The organism is Paenibacillus sp. sgz302190 (assembly GCF_059820445.1).
On the sequence record NZ_JBZYAO010000004.1, the window covers coordinates 205,643 to 227,356 of the forward strand.

16 protein-coding genes are annotated in these 21,714 nt (G+C 54.0%); 6 read left to right on the plus strand and 10 right to left on the minus strand.

Annotation, left to right across the window (positions count from 1 at the left end):
* Positions 1–23: 23 nt before the first annotated feature.
* The 4 genes from AC6RNO_RS07655 to AC6RNO_RS07670 all read left to right on the plus strand — a co-directional run bounded on the left by AC6RNO_RS07655 (position 24) and on the right by AC6RNO_RS07670 (position 5,688).
* A complete protein-coding gene (locus AC6RNO_RS07655) occupies positions 24–1,211 on the plus strand; it encodes an ROK family protein (protein ID WP_497105108.1) in 1,188 nt (395 codons plus the stop codon).
* Between the two features lie 1,344 nt (positions 1,212–2,555).
* Positions 2,556–4,484: a dihydroorotate dehydrogenase gene (locus AC6RNO_RS07660; protein ID WP_497105109.1), complete on the plus strand. Its 1,929-nt coding sequence runs from the start codon at positions 2,556–2,558 to the stop codon at positions 4,482–4,484.
* Positions 4,485–4,556: 72 nt separating this feature from the next.
* Entirely contained in the window at positions 4,557–4,850 is a 294-nt protein-coding gene (locus AC6RNO_RS07665; RefSeq protein ID WP_488435884.1) for a MazG nucleotide pyrophosphohydrolase domain-containing protein, read from the plus strand.
* Between the two features lie 43 nt (positions 4,851–4,893).
* Positions 4,894–5,688 carry a lipid II flippase Amj family protein gene (locus AC6RNO_RS07670; RefSeq protein ID WP_474682608.1) on the plus strand — a complete coding sequence of 265 codons (795 nt, stop codon included), beginning with the start codon at positions 4,894–4,896 and terminating at the stop codon, positions 5,686–5,688.
* A 93-nt stretch (positions 5,689–5,781) separates the two neighbouring features.
* Here the strand turns inward: AC6RNO_RS07670 and ptsP are convergent, their stop codons facing one another.
* From ptsP to AC6RNO_RS07700, 6 genes are all read right to left on the minus strand, one after another.
* Positions 5,782–7,515: a phosphoenolpyruvate--protein phosphotransferase gene (gene ptsP, locus AC6RNO_RS07675; RefSeq protein WP_497105110.1), complete on the minus strand. Its 1,734-nt coding sequence runs from the start codon at positions 7,513–7,515 to the stop codon at positions 5,782–5,784.
* Positions 7,516–7,554: 39 nt separating this feature from the next.
* Positions 7,555–7,833 (minus strand): HPr family phosphocarrier protein, encoded by a 279-nt coding sequence (locus tag AC6RNO_RS07680; RefSeq protein ID WP_488435887.1) that lies wholly within the window; start codon positions 7,831–7,833, stop codon positions 7,555–7,557.
* A 15-nt stretch (positions 7,834–7,848) separates the two neighbouring features.
* Positions 7,849–8,301 (minus strand): fructose PTS transporter subunit IIA, encoded by a 453-nt coding sequence (locus AC6RNO_RS07685; protein ID WP_497105111.1) that lies wholly within the window; start codon positions 8,299–8,301, stop codon positions 7,849–7,851.
* 65 nt (positions 8,302–8,366) lie between these two features.
* Positions 8,367–9,740 carry a PTS fructose transporter subunit IIC gene (locus AC6RNO_RS07690; protein WP_488435889.1) on the minus strand — a complete coding sequence of 458 codons (1,374 nt, stop codon included), beginning with the start codon at positions 9,738–9,740 and terminating at the stop codon, positions 8,367–8,369.
* Between the two features lie 32 nt (positions 9,741–9,772).
* On the minus strand, positions 9,773–10,714 hold the full coding sequence (pfkB, locus tag AC6RNO_RS07695) for a 1-phosphofructokinase (protein WP_497105112.1): 942 nt from the start codon (positions 10,712–10,714) through the stop codon (positions 9,773–9,775).
* Entirely contained in the window at positions 10,711–11,496 is a 786-nt protein-coding gene (locus tag AC6RNO_RS07700) for a DeoR/GlpR family DNA-binding transcription regulator (RefSeq protein ID WP_488435891.1), read from the minus strand. The genes pfkB and AC6RNO_RS07700 overlap by 4 nt, the downstream gene beginning before the upstream one ends.
* A gap of 332 nt (positions 11,497–11,828) precedes the next feature.
* Between AC6RNO_RS07700 and AC6RNO_RS07705 the strand changes: the two genes are divergently transcribed.
* The gene (locus AC6RNO_RS07705; protein ID WP_488435892.1) at positions 11,829–12,269 is read left to right on the plus strand and encodes a YkvA family protein; all 441 of its coding nucleotides are present in this window, start codon (positions 11,829–11,831) and stop codon (positions 12,267–12,269) included.
* A 505-nt stretch (positions 12,270–12,774) separates the two neighbouring features.
* On the opposite strand, the gene AC6RNO_RS07710 is transcribed toward AC6RNO_RS07705, so the two are convergent.
* The 4 genes from AC6RNO_RS07710 to AC6RNO_RS07725 form a co-directional block, all read right to left on the minus strand.
* Positions 12,775–13,980, minus strand: coding sequence for an MFS transporter (locus tag AC6RNO_RS07710; RefSeq protein ID WP_497105113.1), 1,206 nt, complete (start codon positions 13,978–13,980; stop codon positions 12,775–12,777).
* 140 nt (positions 13,981–14,120) lie between these two features.
* A complete protein-coding gene (locus AC6RNO_RS07715; RefSeq protein WP_474682599.1) occupies positions 14,121–14,423 on the minus strand; it encodes an ArsR/SmtB family transcription factor in 303 nt (100 codons plus the stop codon).
* Between the two features lie 224 nt (positions 14,424–14,647).
* Positions 14,648–16,339: a methyl-accepting chemotaxis protein gene (locus tag AC6RNO_RS07720; RefSeq protein ID WP_497105114.1), complete on the minus strand. Its 1,692-nt coding sequence runs from the start codon at positions 16,337–16,339 to the stop codon at positions 14,648–14,650.
* A gap of 2 nt (positions 16,340–16,341) precedes the next feature.
* Positions 16,342–17,649 (minus strand): extracellular solute-binding protein, encoded by a 1,308-nt coding sequence (locus AC6RNO_RS07725; protein ID WP_497105115.1) that lies wholly within the window; start codon positions 17,647–17,649, stop codon positions 16,342–16,344.
* 248 nt (positions 17,650–17,897) lie between these two features.
* Between AC6RNO_RS07725 and AC6RNO_RS07730 the strand changes: the two genes are divergently transcribed.
* Positions 17,898–21,044: a glycoside hydrolase family 38 N-terminal domain-containing protein gene (locus AC6RNO_RS07730; RefSeq protein ID WP_497105116.1), complete on the plus strand. Its 3,147-nt coding sequence runs from the start codon at positions 17,898–17,900 to the stop codon at positions 21,042–21,044.
* Positions 21,045–21,714: the final 670 nt, after the last annotated feature.

A 21,714-nucleotide genomic window follows, 5' to 3' on the forward strand; every position in this document is an offset into this window, starting at 1 on the left:
TAGCGCACAGTTGGGGGCTTGTCATGAAGCAAACAGGGGATTTGAACCTGGTTAAAAAAATAAATAAATCGATCGTGCTGCGCCATATCCGCACGAATTCGCCGATCTCCCGCGCGCGGATTGCGGAAATGACGGGGCTGACGAAAGCGACCGTATCCAGCTTGGTGAACGAGCTTATGGAAAGCAGCCTGGTCGGGGAAATCGGGGCGGGCGAATCGAGCGGCGGCCGCAAGCCGATGATGCTGCTGTTTAACGGAGCGGCAGGATACGCCGTCGGGATCGACCTCGGGGTGGACGATTGCCTGGCCGTTCTCACCGATTTGACCGGTAAAGTGATCGAAGCATACACGGTGCAGCATAACAACGATACGGTGGACAACGTAGTGGAAGTGATGAAAGCGAGCATCCGCGAGCTCATTCGCCGGGCGCCGGACAGCGTGTACGGCATCGTCGGCATCGGCATCGGGCTCCCGGGCATCTGCGACGAGAACGGCAATCTGCTGTTCGCGCCGAATCTCGGCTGGGAGAACGTGCCGCTGCAGAAGATGGTGGAGGCGGAGTTCGGCATCCCGGTTGTGATCGACAACGAGGCGAATGCCGGGGCCGTAGGCGAGCGGCAGTTCGGCGCCGGCAAGGAAGCGGCGAACTTGATCTATATCAGCATCGGGATCGGCATCGGCGCGGGCATTATTATTAAGGGCGAGCTGTACCGGGGAGCGAGCGGTTTTGCCGGCGAGATCGGGCACATCTCGATCCAGCACGACGGTCCCAAGTGCCGCTGCGGCAGCATGGGGTGCTGGGAGCTGTATGCATCCGAGCTCGCGCTCCAAAAGCACGCGCGGGATCTCGGGCTGATCCGCGGCGAGGGCGGAGCGGATGTGGACGAGCTGCTGCGCCTGGCGGACGAAGGCAGCGAAGCTGCCGTCCGGCTGTTCGAGCGGCTCGGATACTACCTCGGGGTTGGCGTCATAGGCGTGATCAACGCCTACAACCCCGAATTTATTATTCTCGGCGGCCGGTTGGCCGGAGCCGAGAAGTGGCTCAAGCGGCCGCTGCTGGCGCTGCTGGAGCAGCGTTCCCTGCCGCATCCGCGGAAGCAGCTGACGGTTGAGTTCTCGCAGCTTGGCGTGCGCTCGGCCGTCCTCGGCGCAGCTTCCCTGGCGACGGCGAAGTTTTTCGCCGACGCGGAAGTTACGGTGGACAGAAGCTAGGCGTCTGTCCGAATATGCAAAATGACGGATTCTATGCAGCGTAAGCGGCATAGATGCAGACTCCTGGCGCCCGGTTCGGACAACGGGCGCTGTGCAAGCGCGATTGGCATGAGAGCAGCGGGTGCCAATCGCGCTTTTTGACGTTGGCAGGCGGGAGGACTACGCGCGCGCAGAAAGCCTGCGAAGTCGGACTGTCGAAAAACTGGCGCGCCAGGCGGGAGTATATCTGCTTGGCAGGGCCGCGCGCAGAAAGCCTGCAAAAGTGCAGTTTTTTGCTCGATGAGGCACTTGAAACGAAACATTCCTGCAAAAGTGCAGGCTTTTCAGCGAATACACGCGCTTAGACCCATTTTGATCAAGAATTCCTGCACAATCGCAGGTTTTTTCTCAAAATGGACCATGTTCGCGGAAAAAGCCTGCACTTTCGCAGGCTTTTCGGGGATTCGGCTTGCCAAGCCGGTTCGCGAATGGCAGCGTCCCCAATTGAGGGTCCCGTTGGTTGCCCGTGCTGCTTATCGAACGGCCGCGCCATCTTCGGCGTCAAGCAGCTTCTCATCTACTTGGTAGCGCCGCATGCAGAAAGCCTGCAAAAGTGCAGTTTTTTGCTCGTTGAGGCACTTGAAACGAAACATTCCTGCAAAAGTGCAGGCTTTTCAGCGAATACATGCGTTTAGACCCATTTTGACCAAGAATTCCTGCACAATTGCAGGTTTTTTCTCAAAATGAACCATTTTCGCGGAAAAAGCCTGCACTTTCGCAGGCTTTTCGGGGGTTCGGCTTGCCAAGCCGGTTCGCGAATGGCAGCGTCCCCAATTGAGGGTCCCGTTGGTTGCCCGTGCTGCTTATCGAACGGCCGCGCCATCTTCGGCGTCAAGCAGCTTCTCATCTACTTGGTAGCGCCGCATGCAGAAAGCCTGCAAAAGTGCAGTTTTTTGCTCGTTGAGGCACTTGAAACGAAACATTCCTGCAAAAGTGCAGGCTTTTCAGCGAATACATGCGTTTAGACCCATTTTGACCAAGAATTCCTGCACAATTGCAGGTTTTTTCTCAAAATGAACCATTTTCGCGGAAAAAGCCTGCACTTTCGCAGGCTTTTCGGGGGTTCGGCTTGCCAAGCCGGTTCGCGAATGGCAGCGTCCCCAATTGAGGGTCCCGTTGGTTGCCCGTGCTGCTTATCGAACGGCCGCGCCATCTTCGGCGTCAAGCAGCTTTGCGAACGGTTGCAGTTCCTTGGAGGTACAGCCTATTAGCCCTACGTTTAATTTTGTAAGGAAGAAAACGGCGGAAACCTGTATACTGAAAAGAGAAACTTTTCCAGATTATGCTGCGAACAGGAGTGGGCCTATGCCGGATTGGTCCTATCATTCTATTTTTCGGCCGTTGCTGTTTCGTCTTCCGGCGAAATTGGCGCGGGATTTCACGCTCCATGCGATGGGGGCGCTCAGCCGGATGCCGGGCGGCGCGCTCGTGATTCGAACGATGGGGCATGTGGAGCTGCCGCCGATTTTGGCGGGAGACCTTGCGGGCGTGCCGATTTCTTGCCCCGTCGGCCTGAGCGGCGGGCTCGATCCGCATGGCACGGCGCACAAAGCGCTGTCCCAATTCGGCTTCGGCTACATCGAAATCGGGCCGGTCACGGTCCGGGAGGTGCGCAGCGCCGCACCGATCGTCAGGGAGGCCGGGGAGGAGGCTATCATCTACCCGGATGGCTACGAGAACGATGGCGTCGCCTGCATCGTTCAGCGGCTGCGGCGCGGCGCGGGGCACCGGCTGCCGCTGTTTTGCCGGCTGCGTCCGATGCCCGGACGGACGCCGGAGCAGGCCCTCCACGAGCTGCGCGAGCTGCTCGTGAAGCTGGCGCCTTACGCGTCGGGCTTCAGCCTCGACGCGCTCGACGAAGGATGGCCGCCCGCTGCGGCGGCGGCCATCCTTCGTCAGGCGCAGCAGCTTGCGGACGCGGTAGCGCCGGGCAAGCCTGTGCTGCTCTATGTGCCGCCGGACGCTTCGCAGGCGGCACTGCAGGCGCTTGCCGCCAGCGAGGCGCTAAGCCGCTGCGGCGGTGTAGTGCTCGGCGATTCGGTGCGTCTGGAAGACGGCCGAATCCGGGTCGGGGCCGGCGCGCTCGGCGAGGCGACGGCCAAGGTCCGGCAGCTGCGCGGGATGCTGGACGCGCGGCAGGCGATCGTCGCCTGCGGCGGGGTGCATCAGCCGCAGGATGCCCGGGAGCTGCTGGCCGCGGGCGCGAACTGCATCCAGCTGCACAGCGGGCTGGTGTATGCGGGGCCCGGGCTGTCCAAACGAATCAACGAAGCGGTCCTCTATGACCGCATTCGGGAAACACCGGAGCCTGAGCCGCCGTCGTTCTGGGCGAACTGGGGCTGGATGAACCTCCTCGGCATCGGCATGATGCTCGGAGGCGTGCTGGCTTGGCTGATCGCGCAGACGAGCGTGCTTTTGCCTTATGACGAGAGCTTCCTGGGCGTGGGGCGCGGCGACATTTTACAATGGAACCGGCGCGTTCTGCATTTCATGTCCCACGACCGGATCACGCTGGCTGGGACGATGATTTCCATAGGCATCTTTTATTATCAATTGGCCCGGCATGGGCTTCGATACGGTTTGCGCTGGGCCAAAACCGCGGTATTTGCCTCCTGCGCGGTCGGTTTCAGCAGCTTTTTTCTTTATCTGGGCTACGGTTATTTCGATCCGCTGCATGCGACAGCGGCTGCTATTTTGCTGCCGATGATGCTGCTTGCGCTGAGAGGGCTGAAAGATCGGCCGTCCCGCAAACCGCCGGGCTGGTATAACGATACGGTCTGGCGCAGGGCGCAATGGGGGCAGTGCTGTTTTGTCGTGCTTGGCGCCGCTCTGGGGATTGGCGGACTGACGATTTCTTTCATCGGCGTGACCCATGTGTTTGTGCCGACGGATTTAGAATTTCTCGGCGCAAGCGCTGAGCAGCTATCTGCTTGGAACGAGCGGTTGGTGCCGCTGATTGCTCATGACCGCGCGGGGTTTGGCGGGGCGCTGTTTTCGCTGGCGGTGGCGATAACCGCTTCCGCTTTGTGGGGAGTGAACAAGGGGGAGGGCTGGCTGTGGTGGACGTTCCTGGTTGGCGGTCTGCCCGGTTTTGCGGCGGGATTACTGGTTCATTTGCATATCGGCTATACAAGCTTCATTCATTTGCTGCCCGTATACGTGGCCATCGCTTTATATGCGGCGGGGCTGTATCTCATGTATCCTTTTTTGGTGCGTCCTGCGTCAAATACATAACCGGGCAACCGGGTTCTGCTGCCGGTACAGCCGGCGCAGCCGGGAATATTCTTTTTGATCGGAGGGACTGGTATGGAAACGGAATTAACGCTCAGGCAATTGCAGCAGTATATCAAAAAAACGGATTATGCCCCCGATAACCGGCTTCATTATTTTTATAAGCTGATTGAGGAGACCGGAGAGCTTTCGGAAGTTTTGCGAAAAAATCAAAGGCTGGCGGAAAACGGAACGATCAAAGGCACGATTGAAGAGGAATTGTACGATGTGCTCTATTATGTGGCTGCGCTGGCCAATGTGTATGACATCGATCTGCAGGAATGTTTTCGGCTCAAGGAGGAGATCAACAAGGTGAAATGGAACAAGTGAGTCGCAGACTTTGCTTTGCGGGGAAAAGGGGGGAGATTAAGTGATGACCGGCAGTTTAGTCGTCGTATTCGTATTGACCTTGATCATCCATACGGCTGAGACTTTATCCTATTCGGTGCGGTTTGCCGGAGTCAAACTGAACAAAATAGCTGTGGCTCTATCGTTGACCGGGATTATCGTGCTCGTCTCCAGAACGGCGAATTTGATCCAGGCCCCTTTGACGGCCAAGTTTGTGGACTATGCCAATCGTCATCCGGATTTCAACTTGCTGGACATTTTGCGCATGATCATGTTTGCGTCATCCATCGGTACAATTATCGCAATCGCCATGTTTCCTACGTTTGTACATCTATCAGGACGGGTCATTTCGCGGCTGGAAGTCGCCGGCTCCATTCCGAAGCTGATTACCAGCGTTACGATAGGCCAGTTGAAAAATACGAAGCATTACCTCAAAAAACCGTCTCTGCAAATGCTGCTGCAATTCCGATATCTGGACATTCCCAAAAGGTTCGTGCTGTTGAACGTGCTGGTCACCGCATTTTATACGGTGGGTGTGCTGGCATCGCTCTATGCGGCTCATTTGCTGCCGGAGTACAGTACGACGGCTTCGCAGGCATCCGGAATTATTAACGGGATTGCGACGATTTTGCTAACGCTGTTTATCGATCCCCAATTGGGGCTGATCACGGACAAGGCCCTGCATGAAGAAGCATACAAAAACCAACTCGGCAAAGTGTACGTGCTGCTGATGACGAGCCGTTTTTTCGGCACGCTGCTCGGTCAATTCGTGCTGCTGCCCTCCGCCTATTTGATTAGCGCCGTCGTCAAACTGATATGAAATCGCCGAAAACCGGCAAACCAAATAAGCAGCTATCACAGAGGCTGCACTGCACTGCTCTGCGATAACTGCTTACACGAACTTGCCCGCGGATTATACCGTCTGCAGTTGACTGAACGCCTCAAGCGCTTGCCGAACTTCGGCCGGCGTGTCCATGTCCAGAATACGTTCCGCCAGGGCGGCGCATTCGCTGCGGTCCATGTGGGTTATCGCTTTTTTCACTTTGGAGAGCGCGGAAGGCGCCATGCTCCATTCATGAAGTCCCAAGCCGAGGAGCAGAGGGGCTGCGAGCGGGTCGCCGGCCATGCTTCCGCACATGCCGGTCCATTTTCCGCTGCGGTTCGATGCGTCGATGACCGTTTTGATCAAACGAATGACTGCCGGATGGAAGTAATCATAGAGATAAGAAACCTTTTCGTTCATGCGGTCGACTGCGACCGTATACTGCACCAAGTCATTGGTGCCGATGCTGAAGAAATCCACTTCTTTGGCAAAGCTCGGCGCCATCAAAGCGGCGGAAGGAATCTCGATCATGATGCCAAGCTCGACATTGTCAGCGAAGGCGATTCCTTCGAGGCGAAGCGTGCTGCGCGCTTCTTCATAGATGGCTTTGGCCTGCCGCCATTCTTCCATCCCCGAAATCATCGGGAACATGATTTTGATATGGCCATATGCGCTTGCTCTTAAAATCGCTCTAAGCTGGGTAAGGAGCAGCTCTTTTTGATCCAGGCAAAGCCGAATCGCTCTGTAACCGAGAAACGGATTCATTTCCTTCGGCAGCTCCAGGTAAGGCAGCTCTTTGTCTCCCCCGATATCTAACGTGCGGATCACAACCGGGCGTCCCTGCATTGCTTTCGCTACGTCACGATAGGCTGCGAATTGGGTTTCCTCGCCGGGCATATGCGATTGTCCCATGAACAAAAATTCGGTCCGGTACAAGCCTACGGCTTCGGCTCCTTGATCCACCAATGTCAGCGATTCTTCCACCGTGCCGATATTGGCGGCCAGTTCCACACGGAAGCCGTCTTTGGAAACCGCTTCGCGCTGCGCATAAGCTTGCAGTTCGGCCTGTTCTTCCGTTTCTTTGCTCATTTGCACCCGATAGGCTTCCGCCGTCTCCCGGGAAGGGTGCACGATGCATCGGCCTGTCGAGCCGTCGATGATCAGCTCGTCGGCCTGCCGAATGGAATCGATCCCGTCGCCGACGCCCAAAATGGCCGCGATTCCGAGAGAGTTCGCCAATATCGCGGTATGCGAGGTTTTGCCGCCTATGCGGGTTACAAAGCCCAGAACCAGGCTTTTATCCAACTGAACCGTGTCAGAAGGCGTCAAATCGTCCGCAACCAGAATCACCTGCTCCCGAATATCCGACAACTGCGTTCCTTTGCGCCCGGACAACTGCGCGAACAGCCGATTCCCTATGTCGCGGACATCCGCAGCCCTCTCCCGCATGTACTCGTTAGCCATGCTTTCGAACAACCCGGCTACTTGAGTTACGATTTGATCGACCGCAGTTTCTGCCGTCCACTGTTCGTTCAGTATCAGCTTCTCCATCGGCGGATAAAAAGTCGGGTCCTGCAAAAAACTGATCTGTCCTTTCAGGATGACCGCTTTATCCTCTCCCAGCTTGCTCTCGGCGAGCCCGATTAGCGCTTGGAGCTCTTCCAGGCATTGCGCCTTGGCCTGTTGAAGCCGCAGTACTTCCGCTGCCGGATCCTCCGTTTTTTTCTTCACGATATCGGTAAGCCTGGCAGGCGCATATACGAATGCTTTACCGGTTCGTATCCCGGCCGACACTCCAAGCCCTTGCAGTATAGTTTCAGACATGGCCTTTCCTCCTATCCGTCTGCGCCCTAAGCGCAAGCATTACGCTTCCCCAAAACCGCTCTCCACCAATTCGACCAAAGCATCGAGCGCTTCTTGCGCATCGGGACCTTCCGTTGCGATTGTAATGACGGAACCTTTGGCCAGTCCCAAAGTCATTAATCCCAGGATGCTTTTGCCATCCACCTCGGTGCGGTCAGGCGCGTTATCGGTAATGATCTTGATCGCCGATTGGAAAGCGGCCGCTTTCTCCGTAAAAAGCTGGGCAGGGCGAATATGGAAACCGGATTCGTTCCGGATTGTAACCTCTTTTGACAGCATGACGTTCATCTCCTCTTAGATCGCTTGCAGGATATTTTTCAATTGCTGGGGTTCCGTTACGGCGAGCAAGCTTTCACGGAACTGCTCGTCGATCAATTTGCGGGAAAGAGCGATCAAAATTTGCAGATGTTCGTTCCCTGCAGCCGCTTCCGGCACGGCAATCATAAAGACGATCGACACCGGATTGCCGTCCAGCGAATCCCAGTCGAGCGGTTGCGACAGCTTGGCAAAAGCAAGCCCCGGTTTGCTTACTCCAGCGGACTTCCCGTGAGGAATGGCGACGCCGAAGCCGATCCCCGTCGATCCCGTTGCTTCCCTTTTCGTTACGGCATCGAAGTAAGCGGCTTTATCGCTGATGCAGCCCGCGGCTTCAAGCCCGTCAATCATGGACCGGATGCAGTTTTCCTTGTCGGATGTTTCCAACGGAATCAAAATGCTTTGATCGTGCAAAAGCTCCTGAACATTCATGATTATTCCTCCTAAAATATATGGAGAGAGCGGTCGGTGCCCTCTCCGAAGTGTATTTGTATCCGTCAGCCTTTGGCGGGCTTTTTCAAAATATTCAACATGATTGCCGTAACAATTGTTCCCGCTACGATGGACAGGGCATACATCCCCAAGTGTCCCACCGCGTTTGGAATCAGCAGCACGAAGATGCCGCCGTGAGGTGCGCGGAGCGTTGCATCGAACAGCATGGACATTGCGCCCGTTACTCCGGAACCGACCACGATCGAAGGAATGACGCGGAACGGATCCGCGGCGGCGAACGGAATCGCTCCTTCGGTAATAAACGCGATCCCGAGCACGGAAGCAGCTTTACCCGCATCCCGCTCTTCGTTGCTGAATTTCTTCGGAGCAAGCAGCGTAGCGAGCCATAACCCGAGCGGAGGGGTCATTCCGGCAGCCATGACTGCCGCCATTGGACCGTACACGCCGCTTCCGAGCAGCCCTACGGCAAACGTATAAGCGGCTTTATTCACCGGTCCGCCCATATCGAACGCCATCATCGCTCCGAGCAGCAGGCCGAGCAGGATGGCATTCGTCGTGCCAAGCGTTTTGAGCCATACCGTCAAAGCGTCCATGACCGCCTTCACCGGTTCGCCGATGACGTAGATCATCAACAGTCCGGTTATACCCGTTGCAATAAGCGGTATGAGCAAAATCGGCTTCAAGCCTTCCAAGTTTCTCGGCAGCTTGATATATTTTTTGAGCGCTAGCGCGACGTAGCCTGCCAGGAAACCGGCGATGATGCCGCCGAGGAAGCCGGCGCCGATCTGCGACGCAAGCATCCCGCCTACCAGACCGGGAGCAAGACCCGGTTTTTCGGCAATGGAGAATGCGATGAATCCGGCCAAAATCGGCACCATAAGAGCGAATGCCGCTCCGCCGCCGATATTCATTAATGCGGCGGCCATCGTGCCGGGAACTTTAAACGCCTCGATGCCGAATACGAAGGAGAGCGCAATTAGCAATCCGCCCGCTACAACGAGCGGAAGCATGTTGGATACGCCGGTCATCAAATGCTTGTACGGACCGGAGCGGGTAGCGCTGCGCTGGGCCTTGGATTGCTCGACCTGCTTCAGATAATCGTCCGATGAAGCTGCTTCTTTGTTAAGCGCTTCTTCGAGAAGCCCGGCGGGATTTTTGATTGCTTGGGCTACGGGAACTTTGACAACCGGCTTTCCGGAGAACCGGGATTCCAGTACATCCGTATCCGCGGCTACGATAATGGCGTGTGCTTCGGCTATTTCCTGCTCAGTCAGCTCATTCTCAACGCCGACCGCCCCGCGGGTTTCCACCTTGATAGGAATATCTTTTTCCTTGGCGGCTTTCGCGAGCGATTCGGCGGCCATGTACGTGTGCGCTACACCGGTAGGACATGCGGTTACCGCAAGAATCTTTTTCATAGTCTAACCTCCTAAAATGATTTTCATTTCAGTTATGCAAGTTTTGATATCGTTACGCCGCCCAGGTTAGCTTCCACCTCTGCCAGCGTGCAGACCTGTGTGCCCGGTTTGGAGGCTGTTACGGTTCCCGCCGCCGACGTCCAGCGGGTCATCTCCTCCAGCGTTTTGCCGTGCAGTAAGCAATAGATCAAGGCCGCTACCATCGAATCCCCGGCTCCTACGGTACTCATCGGTGTGATGGGGAACGGTTTCGCTCGGTACGCTTCATGCCCGCTGACCAGAATCGAACCGTCGCCGCCCAAAGAAACGGCCACGCATGCGATTCCTTTGCCGGTAAGCTTTCTCGCTGCGGCTATAATTTCTTCATCCGTACGAAACGTTTCGCCGAACAACGCTTCCAGTTCGTGAATGTTCGGTTTTACCGCATAAGGGACGGCTTCGATGCCGTGAATGAACGGCTGGCCGTCAGCATCCAGCACGGTGCGTGCTCCGGCTTCGTTCGCAATGCGAATCAGCGTTTTATAAAAATCGTTCGGCGCTCCCGGAGGCAAGCTTCCTCCCAACACGACAACCGGTATGTCCTTGACCGCTTCCCGATAAGCGCTGACGAACTCGCCAAGCGTCTTGTCGTCGGCCGTAAAACCCGACTCATTCAGCTCCGTCGTTTCCTTCGTGCTCTCGACATACATTTTCAGATTCGTCCGGGTCTCGCCTTCGGTTTCGATAAAGAACCCGGGAATGCCCAGCTCTTGCAGCTTCCGCGTAATCATCTTCCCTTGGTGCCCTGCGGACAATCCCCAGGAGACGACATCGACCGAGAAGTGCTTGAGCACCTTCGCGACGTTAATCCCTTTTCCCCCGGCATCGGTTCTCCATTCTTTAATACGGTTCAATCCGCCGATAACAAAATCTTCGACCGTGACGGTTTTATCGATCGCAGGATTTAATGTGACTGTAAGTACGTTTGCTTTCATGCCTTCTCCTTCCCGACAGGGACCACCGTGACCGAAACACCGGCTGCGTTTAAATCGTTCAGCGCATTCTCCGAAATCCCGTCATCCGTCAAGCATTCGTCGATGTCCGACAAATCGGCCACTTTGGCAAACGAAACGATTCCATATTTGCTGTGATCCGCAAGCAGAATCACTTGTTTGGCGGAACGGAGAATACTTCTTTTGGCCGCGGCCTCCAGCATATTCGGCGTTGTCAGTCCGGCGGCCGGGTCCACGCCATTTATAGCCAGAAAAGCTTTATCCACATACATGGATTCCATTGCCTTTTCGGTTAGCGGGCCTACCATAGCCAACGTCTCATGGCGCAGCATTCCGCCGGTCAGCACGAGATCGATGCCTTTATTGCTGGCAAGCTCCTGAGCTACCATCACAGAGTTGGTGACGACGGTCAACTGCTTGAACGATTTGAGCTCTTTGGCCAAATAGTAAGTCGTCGTGCCGGAATCCATAACAATGGTATCTCCTTCGCGGACCATGGCCGCAGCTTCCTTGGCGATTGCCTCCTTTTGTATCCGATAGCGGTCCTCTTTCTCAATAAACGAAGGCTCCGAGTTGTCGCTTGACATAATCACCGCGCCCCCGTGCGTTCGCCTGAGCTGGCCGGATTTTTCAAGAATCCTTAAGTCACGGCGGACGGTCGATTCGGATACTTGAAAATGCTGGGCCAGTTCTTGAACGGAAGCCCGCTCTTTCTGCTGCACATAATCGGCAATCTTCTGCTGGCGTTCTTCCTCAAACAGCATAAGAATCCCTCCTTAGCTACCATTCAGTGACTTTCTTGCGAAATTGACCACTTTCGTGCTCGATTGTTGTCGAATATGATTATATATGACTGATATTTGTTTGTAAAGCGCTTTCTGGTGGTTATATTTTCTTTAAATGATCACGTATGAGCATGGCTGAGAGTTGCATTTTTAGATAGCATCCCCTCGGGCCGATCATGTTAAACCTCCGCCAGGGCCGTTAACATGCTCTTGAAGCCGGATGGCGGATTCCGTCCTGATTATGGCAAATGCGCCCTTGTGATATAATGGGATAAAACAGAGGTTCCAATTGACGATGGAGGTGTAGGGGGATGGATTCTTCCAAGTATGAAAAGCATTTTTCCAACGACCGTTTTTGGGACAAGGTCAAGAAGACCGCCAAAGAGGCGGGAGCTAAAGTCATATACAGCGGACTGCTGCTGTTCTATGCGTTAGATAGCCCGAAAACTCCGCTTAAGGCCAAGATCCAAATTTACGGGGCGCTCGGGTATTTGATTTTGCCTCTGGATTTGGTTCCGGATTTGCTGCCTGTGGTCGGCTATGTGGACGATTTGGGCGCGCTGGGGCTGGCGCTCGGCGCTGTGGCGATGAGCATCGACCAGGAAGTGAAGGATAGAGCGAAGAACAAGCTCAAAGATTTGTTCGGCGAAGAAGCGGGGAGCAGCTCGGATATCATCGATATCGACGCGCAACTGGTGGAAGAGCAGCCGGCTTCGGAAAGCGGCGGGCATCGGAAGAACGCGGAGCGTTGAAGGAGATAAGCGGATGCCTGAGTAGGGAAACATGCAAGATACTGAGATGCTGAAAATGTTAGCCGGTGACCTCCATGAGCCCTGTAAGGGCATGTTACAAGCAAGCACCTCTAAGGCGCATTGAAAGTCTGCCAACCGCGTGTTGCCACGTTACCACGGGTGAGCCCCTGAAAAGGGGTCTCTTTCCCGGCCCTTTTCGATGCCGTAACTCGTTGCCATGAGACGGTCTATTGCAGTCCCTTTTTGCGCTTTTCTGTATGATTTTTCGCATACAAAAGTCATCTTTACCGCTATAGGCAGTATTCTGTTCGATTTTTCATACCTATTTTTCGATTTTACGAAATCAGTACAATTTCTGTACGAAATTTCGAACAGAAGCCCCCAGTCGAACTGGGGGGCGTATGCCAAAACAAAGAAAACCCCACATCTGATAGATATGGGGTTTCTAAACGGCTCTTAATGCTCCTGCAGGTTTGCCGATTGATCGATTCTGCAAGCGCCTGGATCAGTCTGACAAAGCATGCTCTTGCGGCATGCCTTCTTTTCTTGCTTCTTGTCTTATCCATGAAAATAATAATAACGAGGCCGTGACTGCAATCGCTACACCGATCGTCCCGATCCACGGGATGGATGATAAAGATACCCGATCCACGGCGAGGCCGCCGATTCCCGCTCCTGCTGCCATCGATAATTGCATCGTTGACTGGTTGAGCCCGAGCATGACTCCCGAATAATTCGGCTTAATTCGGATTAAATTATATTGCTGCGTAGGACCGGACGACCACGCTGCAAATGACCATAATACAAGAACGGCGACAACGAGCACCCAAGAACCCTTTAGAGCAACGGCAGCAGATAGTAACAGGAAAGCCGCGATGTGCAGGAGCATTCCCCCGACTAACGTGAAAGGAACTCCCCATTTATCCGTACTGTAGCCGCCGAATTTGGAACCGATTAAGCTGGCCACGCCGAACACCAACAATACTCCGCTGAGCACTTCTTCATTTAAGCCCGCAACCTTGAGAAGATAAGGAGAAATGTAGGTATACGCTATCGAGTAGCCGCCGAGCCAAAAGAAAGTGATCGATAGTCCAAGAGCCACTTTTCTGCTTTTGAGAAGAGCAAGCTGCTTAGATAAAGGTACAGGGGCATCCCCTTTTACTTGCGGGATCGTTTTATATAGAACAAAGATGGCCAGAAACCCCATTATGGCAATGAAACCGAACACCGATTTCCAGCCGTATGCCGCAGCGATCATGCGTCCGAGAGGAACCCCGATAATTAATGAAGTAGTAAACCCCATCACTACGGTTGCAATAGAGCTGGCTTGCTTACCTTCGGGCGCGATTTTCGCTGCTATATCCAAGGCGGTTACAACAACCATTCCTGCGCCTAAAGCCATGATCACGCGAGCAAGCACAAAAAGTCCGAAGCCCGGCAGAACAAAAGACAAAATGTTGGCTACCACGAAAATTCCCAGCGCACCGACAAGCAGCTTTTGCCTCTCGATTTTTGCCGTCAAAGCCATCAATATGGGGGTGCAAATGGCATATACAAAGGAAAAAACGGTCACAAACTGCCCGGCCAAAGTAATGGAAATCCCCAGCGTATCCGAGATTTGGTCCAAAATACCTGAAATGACATACTCGGATGTCCCGACCAAAAAACTGACAATTGCCAAAAAATAAACCTTCCAAGTGCTTGCCTTCAACTATACCACTCCTTATTTGTTTCACATCTATATATAATGAATTATCGATGTGTTATACATAAAAAATCTACATATCAAAATATATCGATATGTAGCTCAGAAACAAACCGAATTCTTAGAAAGCATTCAGCTTGTTGTCATTAAATTTCATTATTGAAAAATGCACCGATTTCGCGTATCGCTTCCTCGTTTCTTTTGAAGTACGTATACTTACCGATCCGCTCCGCCGTGACCAGACCTGCCCGCTGGAGTATCGATAAATATTGGGAAGTTGTGGACTGTGTCATCTTCAACGTGTCCGTGACTTGACATACACATACCCCGATTTTCCTCATATCAATCCCTTCGTGGGGCGTAAAATGGTTTTCAGGTTCTTTCAACCAATGCAAAATTTGCAATCTCGACTCGTTGGACAGTGCTTTAAAAATTTCAATTGGCTCCATACACATAATCATATCGAAAATTATCGATGTGTCAAGTGCAACCGCCGCAGTTTTCAAGTGGGGATAACATCGACGCTGTAATAACTAAACTATTAATGCCAAAAGACGCCCCAGAGCCACTGTACTAGTGGCAATGAGGCGTCTTTTTGTCAGAGGGCTGACTCCGCAGAAGCTAACGCTTCTTTTGGACCAGTCCCCAGTCTCTTAGGCGATCCGGACTGAATTTAGTTCAATTTGAACCTTCCGATTAATTCGAGCAGATCCTCCGACATTTTGGACAAGGCTGCGGATGAGCTTGTAATTTCTTGCATGGTCGCAAGCTGTTGTTCGGCGGATGCCGATACGCTGTGCGTTCCCTCTGCCGCTTGGCCGGATATTTCCATGATCGTTTCGAACGAGACGACCAATTGTTTCGTTTCGTTCGTCATTTTCTGGGAAGAGGAGGAAACAATTTGTATTTGCGAGGTGACTTCGTGAATCGCCTCTTTGATTTTGTCGAACGCCTCTCCGGCTGTATGGACGGCTTCAATGCCGGTTTTTACTTCCTTCGTACCTTCTTTGACCGTTTTTGCCGTAATGGACACATCCTGTTGAATGCCGCTGATGACTTCGGTTATTTTTTTGCCGGATTGCGATGTTTGCTCCGCCAGCTTGCGGATTTCCGAGGCAACGACGGAGAAGCCTCTTCCCGCCTCGCCGGCCCGTGCGGCTTCAATCGCCGCATTGAGCGACAGCAGGTTGGTCTGGTTGGCGATGTCCGTAATAAATCCGATGATCTCGCCGATTTGCCCGGTACGCTCGCCAAGACCTTGCACGACATCAGCCATGCCATGAACGGTTTGGTTGATGGAATTCATTTGGCTGATTGCCGTTTTAACGGCTTCATTGCCTTCGGTTGCCATCCGCGAAGCGTGCTGAGCCTGATCGGATACGGTCTGCGCTTCGACAGCAATTTGGCGGGCGGCCGAATCCATTTCCTGGACCGAATGCGTGCTTGCCTGAATCGTATTCACTTGCCGTTCCGTGCCGGCAGCGACTTCTTCCGAAATTTTCGCCACATGCTCGGTTACTTGACTGGTTTGATCCGCACCGGCAGTCAGTTCCTCGGCGGATGCAGCCACCTGTTCGGAATGAAATCCGACTTCCCGAATGACCTGCCGCAAGTTGTTCGTCATTTGATTGAAAGCTGCCGCCAACTGGCCGATCTCATCGCGGTTTTTGACGGAAATTTCCTTGACCGTCAAGTCGCCGGAAGAGATTCGGACGGCGGAAGCGGACAGCAGTAAAATGGGTTTGGAAATGGAACGGCTGATGAAAAATGCGATTCCAATCCCCAGGATCAGCGTGGCCGCGGTAATGATGGCTAGCGATATTTTCAACGAAACGATCAGCTTGTCGATGTCGCTTTGTTCCTGGGCCATGAAGGTTTCCTGATTGCTGACCAGCTTATCTGCGGCCTGGTTGATTTTTTGGATCACCAGCTCCTGGCTGTTCGCGGCTTGAATGTACTGGTCCGTCTTGTTTTGCTTCTTGGCGTCGATCATTTGATCCGCGGCGCTGGTGTACTTTTCTTGCAACAGTGCGAGTCCCTGCAAAATTTCCCACTGATCCGGTTTGGTAACCAGTTGTTCCGCCTTTTTGATAAGCTGGTTGAACGTTGCCTGCGCTGTTTGGTAGTCCTTCAACTGATCGGCATTTCCCGTTAACAAATAACCGAAAACGCCGGTTTGCTCATCTCCGACAGAGGCATTTAAATCTTTGATGAGGCCTACTAGGGCTACGCGATTGTTCATGAGCTCGACGTAGGTATTGTTAACCTTGGCGATGAAGAAGAAATTGGCCGATGCAATGATGATGAATAGCAGCAGGATGGCAGAGAATCCGCCGTACAGTTTTTTGCCGATCGTCAGTTTCATGATCAGTGGCCCCCTCCCATGTTTCCGCTCAAAATATTGTTGGCGTTGGTGCGGAAGTCTTTGGCTGCAGCTTCGGGAGCTTTTTGCCCGCTTATGATATAGTCCGATTCAATATTGTACACGGTCGCCACGTTGACGCTGGCTTTGGGCGAGGGCGGATCGATCGGCTTGGCATGCGACTTCACGTAGTCGATGATTGCATACTGCTCTTTGTCGGCGTCATTCAATTTGGCCGTCAGACGGTCTTTGATCTTCGAGGAAACCGGGACACCGCGCTCGCCCGACAAAATATCGTTGGCATCCGGATCGTTGATGAAGAAATCGATAAATTTGGCAGCCGCTTCTTTGTGCTTCGAATAGTTGGACACGGAGAAGAACATGGACGGCTTGAGAAATTTGGCTTCCTGGCCCGCGGCAACGGCCGGCGGCGGCAATATTTTGATCAGGTGGCCGGCGTTTTTGCTTATCGTACTTACCTGGTTGCTCGTTGTATGATAAAATGCGGCTTTCCCGCGCGCGATGAGCAGCTCGTTGCCTGATGTAGTGGGCGATGGAGCGATAAGCCCCTCTTCCTTCCATTTTTTCAGCATCGTTACATATTCAATGAAATACTGGTCGTCATCATAGCCTAACGCAGTCCCGTCTTTATTATAATAAGAGGCTCCTTTGCCCCGGAGATAATACGAAAAATCGGGGAGATTGGCCAGCGGATAAAAGTCCTTATCCTTGATTTTGGCTTTCAGACTAAGGGCGGTCCGGTGCAAGTCGTCAAACGTGTACTCAGGCGGAGGGACAGGGACTCCCGCTTTCTCGAACACGGCCGGATCGTAGGCCATTGAAGCCACGTTGATGGCCAGAGTGACGGCAAACAATTGCCCGTTCGTTTTACCGCTTTCGGTGTAGGAGGGATCTACATCCTTCAGATTCAATATGCCGTCTTTCACGTAGGAATCAAGCGGCGCGATGAGCTTGCGGCTTGCGTATTGGCTCATGAAATTATAGTCCGTCTGAATAATGTCGGGCAAATCCTGATCCACCGCTTTCATAGCCAAATCAGTCGTAAGAGGCTCGGTTCCGGCGAAGCTGGCCGTTTGAATTTTGATCGACGGATTTTTTTGCTGGAACAACTGCACCACTTTCTCTGTCATCTCGCGGCGCTGATCATTTCCCCACCAGGCAAGTTTTAAGGTGACCGGCCCCTCAATTCCTTTGCTCTGTTCTTCACTTGCGGTTTTGCCGCAGCCGGGAGCGCTGATCAGTACGGTTCCAAGCACTGCCGACAGGAACGCGAACTTCAAATAACTTTTCATGTTGACGCCACCTTCTTTTCTGTGTTGTTTTGAAATTGTAAAAATCAGGGATTTCACACCCTTCAAAGTATTCATCGGCAAAAAGTGATAGAAATGTAAGCCGTTTCTGCATGTAAGGTTCATTATTGAATGATTTTCCCCCCCCATGTTCATCGGATTGCCTGTCACAAGCGGAGAGTTCTTTCTTATACAATGGACATATCGCACCCTTTGCAGGGGAATATTTGCATAGTGAAGGAGAAATGTTGATGTTCTGGACTGTGGAGAAATTGCATGCGCGCATCAATGATTTGGAGCCGTACCGCTATCGCGATGAACGGCATATCGATACATTTCGCATCAAACTCGATGCTGAGGGCAAGATCGGGGCGTATCCGCGGGAAGATGGCGAATGGCAGGAGATACGTTTGGGAGATCGCTGGACGGGCCGCGATGTGTACTACTGGCTTGCCGCCGACGTGTTCATTCCGGAAGAGTGGAAAGGGAGAAAAGTGCTCGGCCGGTTTCGGCTCGGACATACCGGGGAAGGAACGAACAGCGGGTTCGAATCGCTTCTGTTTCTGAATGGAGAGCCGTATCAGGGCGTTGACTCCAATCACGAAGAGGTGTTTATGCCGGATGAGGCGATCGGCGCTACGGTGCAGCTTCGCTTCCGCCTATGGTCCGGGCTTGGGGGATATCAAAGCTATCGCATCATGGAAAGCCGGTTGGAGCTGGCCGCCGTCTGCTGGCTGGATGAAGCCGCGGACGATTTGTTTTACACGGCCAAAGCCTTGCTTGAAACGGTGCGGATTCTGGACGAGAAGCGCCCGGAACGGCATGAGCTGCTGCATATGCTGGATCAGGCCTTCCTGATGCTGGACTGGTCGAGGCCGGGGAGCGACGGTTTTTACGGCTCAGTTGCAAGTGCGCGGGAACAGCTTCGGCAGGCGTTAGCGGCTGCGCCCAAGCTGCACTCGGTCGTGGTTCGGTGTATCGGCCACACGCATATTGACGTCGCCTGGCTGTGGCAGTTGAAGCATACGCGGGAGAAGGCGGCGAGATCGTTTTCTACGGTGCTGCGTTTGATGGAGCAGTATCCGGAGTATGTCTTTTTGCAAACACAACCGCAGTTGTATGCATATATCAAATCGGATTACCCGCAAATCTATGAGCGCATCAAGGAACGCGTCCGGGAAGGCCGCTGGGAAGCCGGGGGCGCGATGTGGCTGGAGGCGGATTGCAATCTGGCGTCCGGGGAATCGTTGGTGCGGCAGCTGCTGTACGGGACGCGGTTTTTCCGCGAGGAATTCGGCGTTGAGTGCAAATATTTGTGGCTGCCGGACGTGTTCGGCTACAGTTGGGCGCTGCCGCAAATTTTGCGCAAAGCAGGCATCGAGTCGTTCATGACGACGAAAATCAGCTGGAACCAGTACAACCGGATGCCTCACGACACGTTTAAGTGGCGGGGGATTGACGGGACGGAAGTGCTGACTCATTTTATTACGACGCCGGACCCGGGTACGAGCGAAGGCGCTTTTTATTACACGTACAACGGAAAAGTGACGCCGACTTCGGTGCAGGGGATTTGGGAAGGCTACCGCGACAAGACGCTGAATTCGTCGCTGCTGCTCGCATACGGGTTCGGCGACGGCGGAGGGGGCGTCAACCGCGAGATGCTGGAGATGCGGCGCAGGCTGGACGCTATTCCGGGCATTCCTTGGGTGAAGACGGGGCGCGCCGACGAGTATTTTGACGAACTGCAGCAGCGTGTCGACAGCGCCGATTCGTATGTGCATACATGGGACGGCGAGCTGTATTTGGAACTGCACCGCGGCACGTATACGAGTCAGGCGCATAACAAGCGGATGAACCGCAAGCTGGAGCTGCTGTACCGGGAAACGGAGTGGGTTCAGGCGCTGAGCGGCATTGTGCAGGCCCCGGATCTCGCGGCGGAAAAAGAAGCGTCCCTGGCCCTGCATGAAGGCTGGAAAATTATTTTGCGCAACCAGTTCCACGATATTATCCCGGGCTCGTCGATTCGCGAGGTGTACGAGGACAGTAGAATCGAGTACGATGAGGCGCTGGCCATCGGCGAGCAAGTGTGGCGGCAATCCGTTTCCCGGATGACGGAAGGCAGGGGGAGCGGGCGCGAAGTGACGGTGTTCAACGGCGCTCCGTGGGAGCGGACGGATATCGTGCGCATTCCCCGGGAAGAAGCGGACGCACAGTGGTTCGATGCTGCCGGAAGCCCGCTGGAGGCTCAGCTTGTAGGCGGAAGCTGGTGGGTCAAGGTGGAACGCGTTTCCCCGATGGGATACGCGGTAATCCGCAGCGGGGAGCTAGGCGGTCAGTCTGCGGCGGTGCCGGTGAAATTTAAGGCGACGGCGCAAGGAATAGAGACGCCGTTTTATGAAATCGAGTGGAGTGCCGCCGGTCAAATTGTCCGCCTCTACGATCGGATAGAGCGTCGGGAGATACTTGCCGAAGGCCAATCGGGCAACCGCTTCGAAGTGTTCGAGGATAAGCCGAAAGGCCGGCACGAGGCGTGGGACATCGACATTTTTTATACGGAGAAAAAGCAAGAGGTAGAGCGCCTGACCCGCATCGAAGTGACGGACATCGGGCCGTTGGCTGCGGTTGTCCGTATGGAGTGGACATATATGGACTCTACCGTCGTGCAGGATATGGTGCTTTATGCGCACAGCCGCAGAATCGATTTTCAGACGCATGTCGATTGGAACGAGCGCCGCAAGCTGTTAAAAGTGGCGTTTCCTTTGCAAATCCGGGCGACGGAAGCGACCTACGACATCCAATTCGGCAACGTGAAGCGCCCGACGCACTGGAATACGAGCTGGGACTACGCCCGATTTGAATCGGTCGGCCATCAGTGGGCCGATTTGTCTGAGCGCGGCTACGGCGTCAGCCTGCTGAACGATTGCAAATATGGCTATGACATTAAAGATAACGTAATGCGGCTCACCTTGATCAAGTCCGCGATGGTTCCTGACCCGACGGCCGACCAAGGAGCGCACGAATTTACGTATTCGCTGTACCCGCACGCCGGAGACTGGTACGACGGGGGAACGGTGCCGTCCGCGTGGTCGCTTAACAATCCGCTGACGTTCGCACCCGGCAAGCCTGCCGCTGATTCGTTCGGCTTGTTCCGGATTTCCTGCGATCATGTAATGATCGACGCAGTCAAAAAAGCCGAGGACGAGGCTGCGGTCATTGTAAGAATTCACGAGTTCGCCGGCATCAGCGGGACCGTGGGCATTTCCAGCGACGCCCGGATCATGTCTTGGCAGGAGTGCGATTTGCTCGAACGGCCTCTCGGAGAGCGGCAGTACGAATCATTCATCGAAGTTCAAACGAAGCCTTACGAGATCAGAACGTTCATCGTTCATTTTCATTAATTGTCGGGGACGGGCAAAGACAAACGAGTCGAGTCGCACTTCGAACGATCGTTCGAAGTGCTGAAATCGGCCGCGGGCGGCAATAGCACCGATGCAAAAGAGGCCGTCGAAAAACTTGCTCGCTAAGGCAGCGCCGGGAATGCGCAGAAAACATGCAAAAGTCAGGCTGCCCAGAATCCCGCACGCCGGAGCCGCTAGCAATAACCGCCTGGTTGTGCGCAGAAAACATGCAAAAGTGCAGGTTTTTGCCTGCTAAGATGCGTGCTGCGGGAAATTCCTGCAAATGTGCAGGCTTTTCGGCACGAGCATCGGCTCGGATCCGTTTTCATCGAAAATCCCTGCACTTTCGCAGGTTTTTCGCCAAAACGGGCCGCTTCCGCGGAAAAAGCCTGCACATTTGCAGGTTTTTGAAAAAACCTCGTGTCAGAGGTGGTAGTCACCTCACAATCTGGCATGGCCACACGCTGAAAACCTGCAAAAGTGCAGGTTTTTGCCTGCTAAGACGCGTGCTGCGGGAAATTCCTGCGAATGTGCAGGCTTTTCGGCACGAGCATCGGCTCAGATTCATTTTCAACGAAAATTCCTGCACTTTCGCAGGTTTTTCGCCAAAACGGGCCACCTTCACGGAAAAAGCCTGCACTATTGCAGGTATTTGAAAAAACCTCTTTTC

Excerpts from the sequence above, each read along its gene's own strand:
- AC6RNO_RS07655 (WP_497105108.1), top strand. The coding sequence starts at position 24 with ATGAAGCAAACAGGGGATTTGAACCTGGTTAAAAAAATAAATAAATCG.
- AC6RNO_RS07660 (WP_497105109.1), top strand. The coding sequence starts at position 2,556 with ATGCCGGATTGGTCCTATCATTCTATTTTTCGGCCGTTGCTGTTTCGT.
- AC6RNO_RS07665 (WP_488435884.1), top strand. The coding sequence starts at position 4,557 with ATGGAAACGGAATTAACGCTCAGGCAATTGCAGCAGTATATCAAAAAA.
- AC6RNO_RS07670 (WP_474682608.1), top strand. The coding sequence starts at position 4,894 with ATGACCGGCAGTTTAGTCGTCGTATTCGTATTGACCTTGATCATCCAT.
- ptsP (WP_497105110.1), bottom strand. The coding sequence starts at position 7,515 with ATGTCTGAAACTATACTGCAAGGGCTTGGAGTGTCGGCCGGGATACGA.
- AC6RNO_RS07680 (WP_488435887.1), bottom strand. The coding sequence starts at position 7,833 with ATGCTGTCAAAAGAGGTTACAATCCGGAACGAATCCGGTTTCCATATT.
- AC6RNO_RS07685 (WP_497105111.1), bottom strand. The coding sequence starts at position 8,301 with ATGAATGTTCAGGAGCTTTTGCACGATCAAAGCATTTTGATTCCGTTG.
- AC6RNO_RS07690 (WP_488435889.1), bottom strand. The coding sequence starts at position 9,740 with ATGAAAAAGATTCTTGCGGTAACCGCATGTCCTACCGGTGTAGCGCAC.
- pfkB (WP_497105112.1), bottom strand. The coding sequence starts at position 10,714 with ATGAAAGCAAACGTACTTACAGTCACATTAAATCCTGCGATCGATAAA.
- AC6RNO_RS07700 (WP_488435891.1), bottom strand. The coding sequence starts at position 11,496 with ATGCTGTTTGAGGAAGAACGCCAGCAGAAGATTGCCGATTATGTGCAG.
- AC6RNO_RS07705 (WP_488435892.1), top strand. The coding sequence starts at position 11,829 with ATGGATTCTTCCAAGTATGAAAAGCATTTTTCCAACGACCGTTTTTGG.
- AC6RNO_RS07715 (WP_474682599.1), bottom strand. The coding sequence starts at position 14,423 with ATGGAGCCAATTGAAATTTTTAAAGCACTGTCCAACGAGTCGAGATTG.
- AC6RNO_RS07720 (WP_497105114.1), bottom strand. The coding sequence starts at position 16,339 with ATGAAACTGACGATCGGCAAAAAACTGTACGGCGGATTCTCTGCCATC.
- AC6RNO_RS07725 (WP_497105115.1), bottom strand. The coding sequence starts at position 17,649 with ATGAAAAGTTATTTGAAGTTCGCGTTCCTGTCGGCAGTGCTTGGAACC.
- AC6RNO_RS07730 (WP_497105116.1), top strand. The coding sequence starts at position 17,898 with ATGTTCTGGACTGTGGAGAAATTGCATGCGCGCATCAATGATTTGGAG.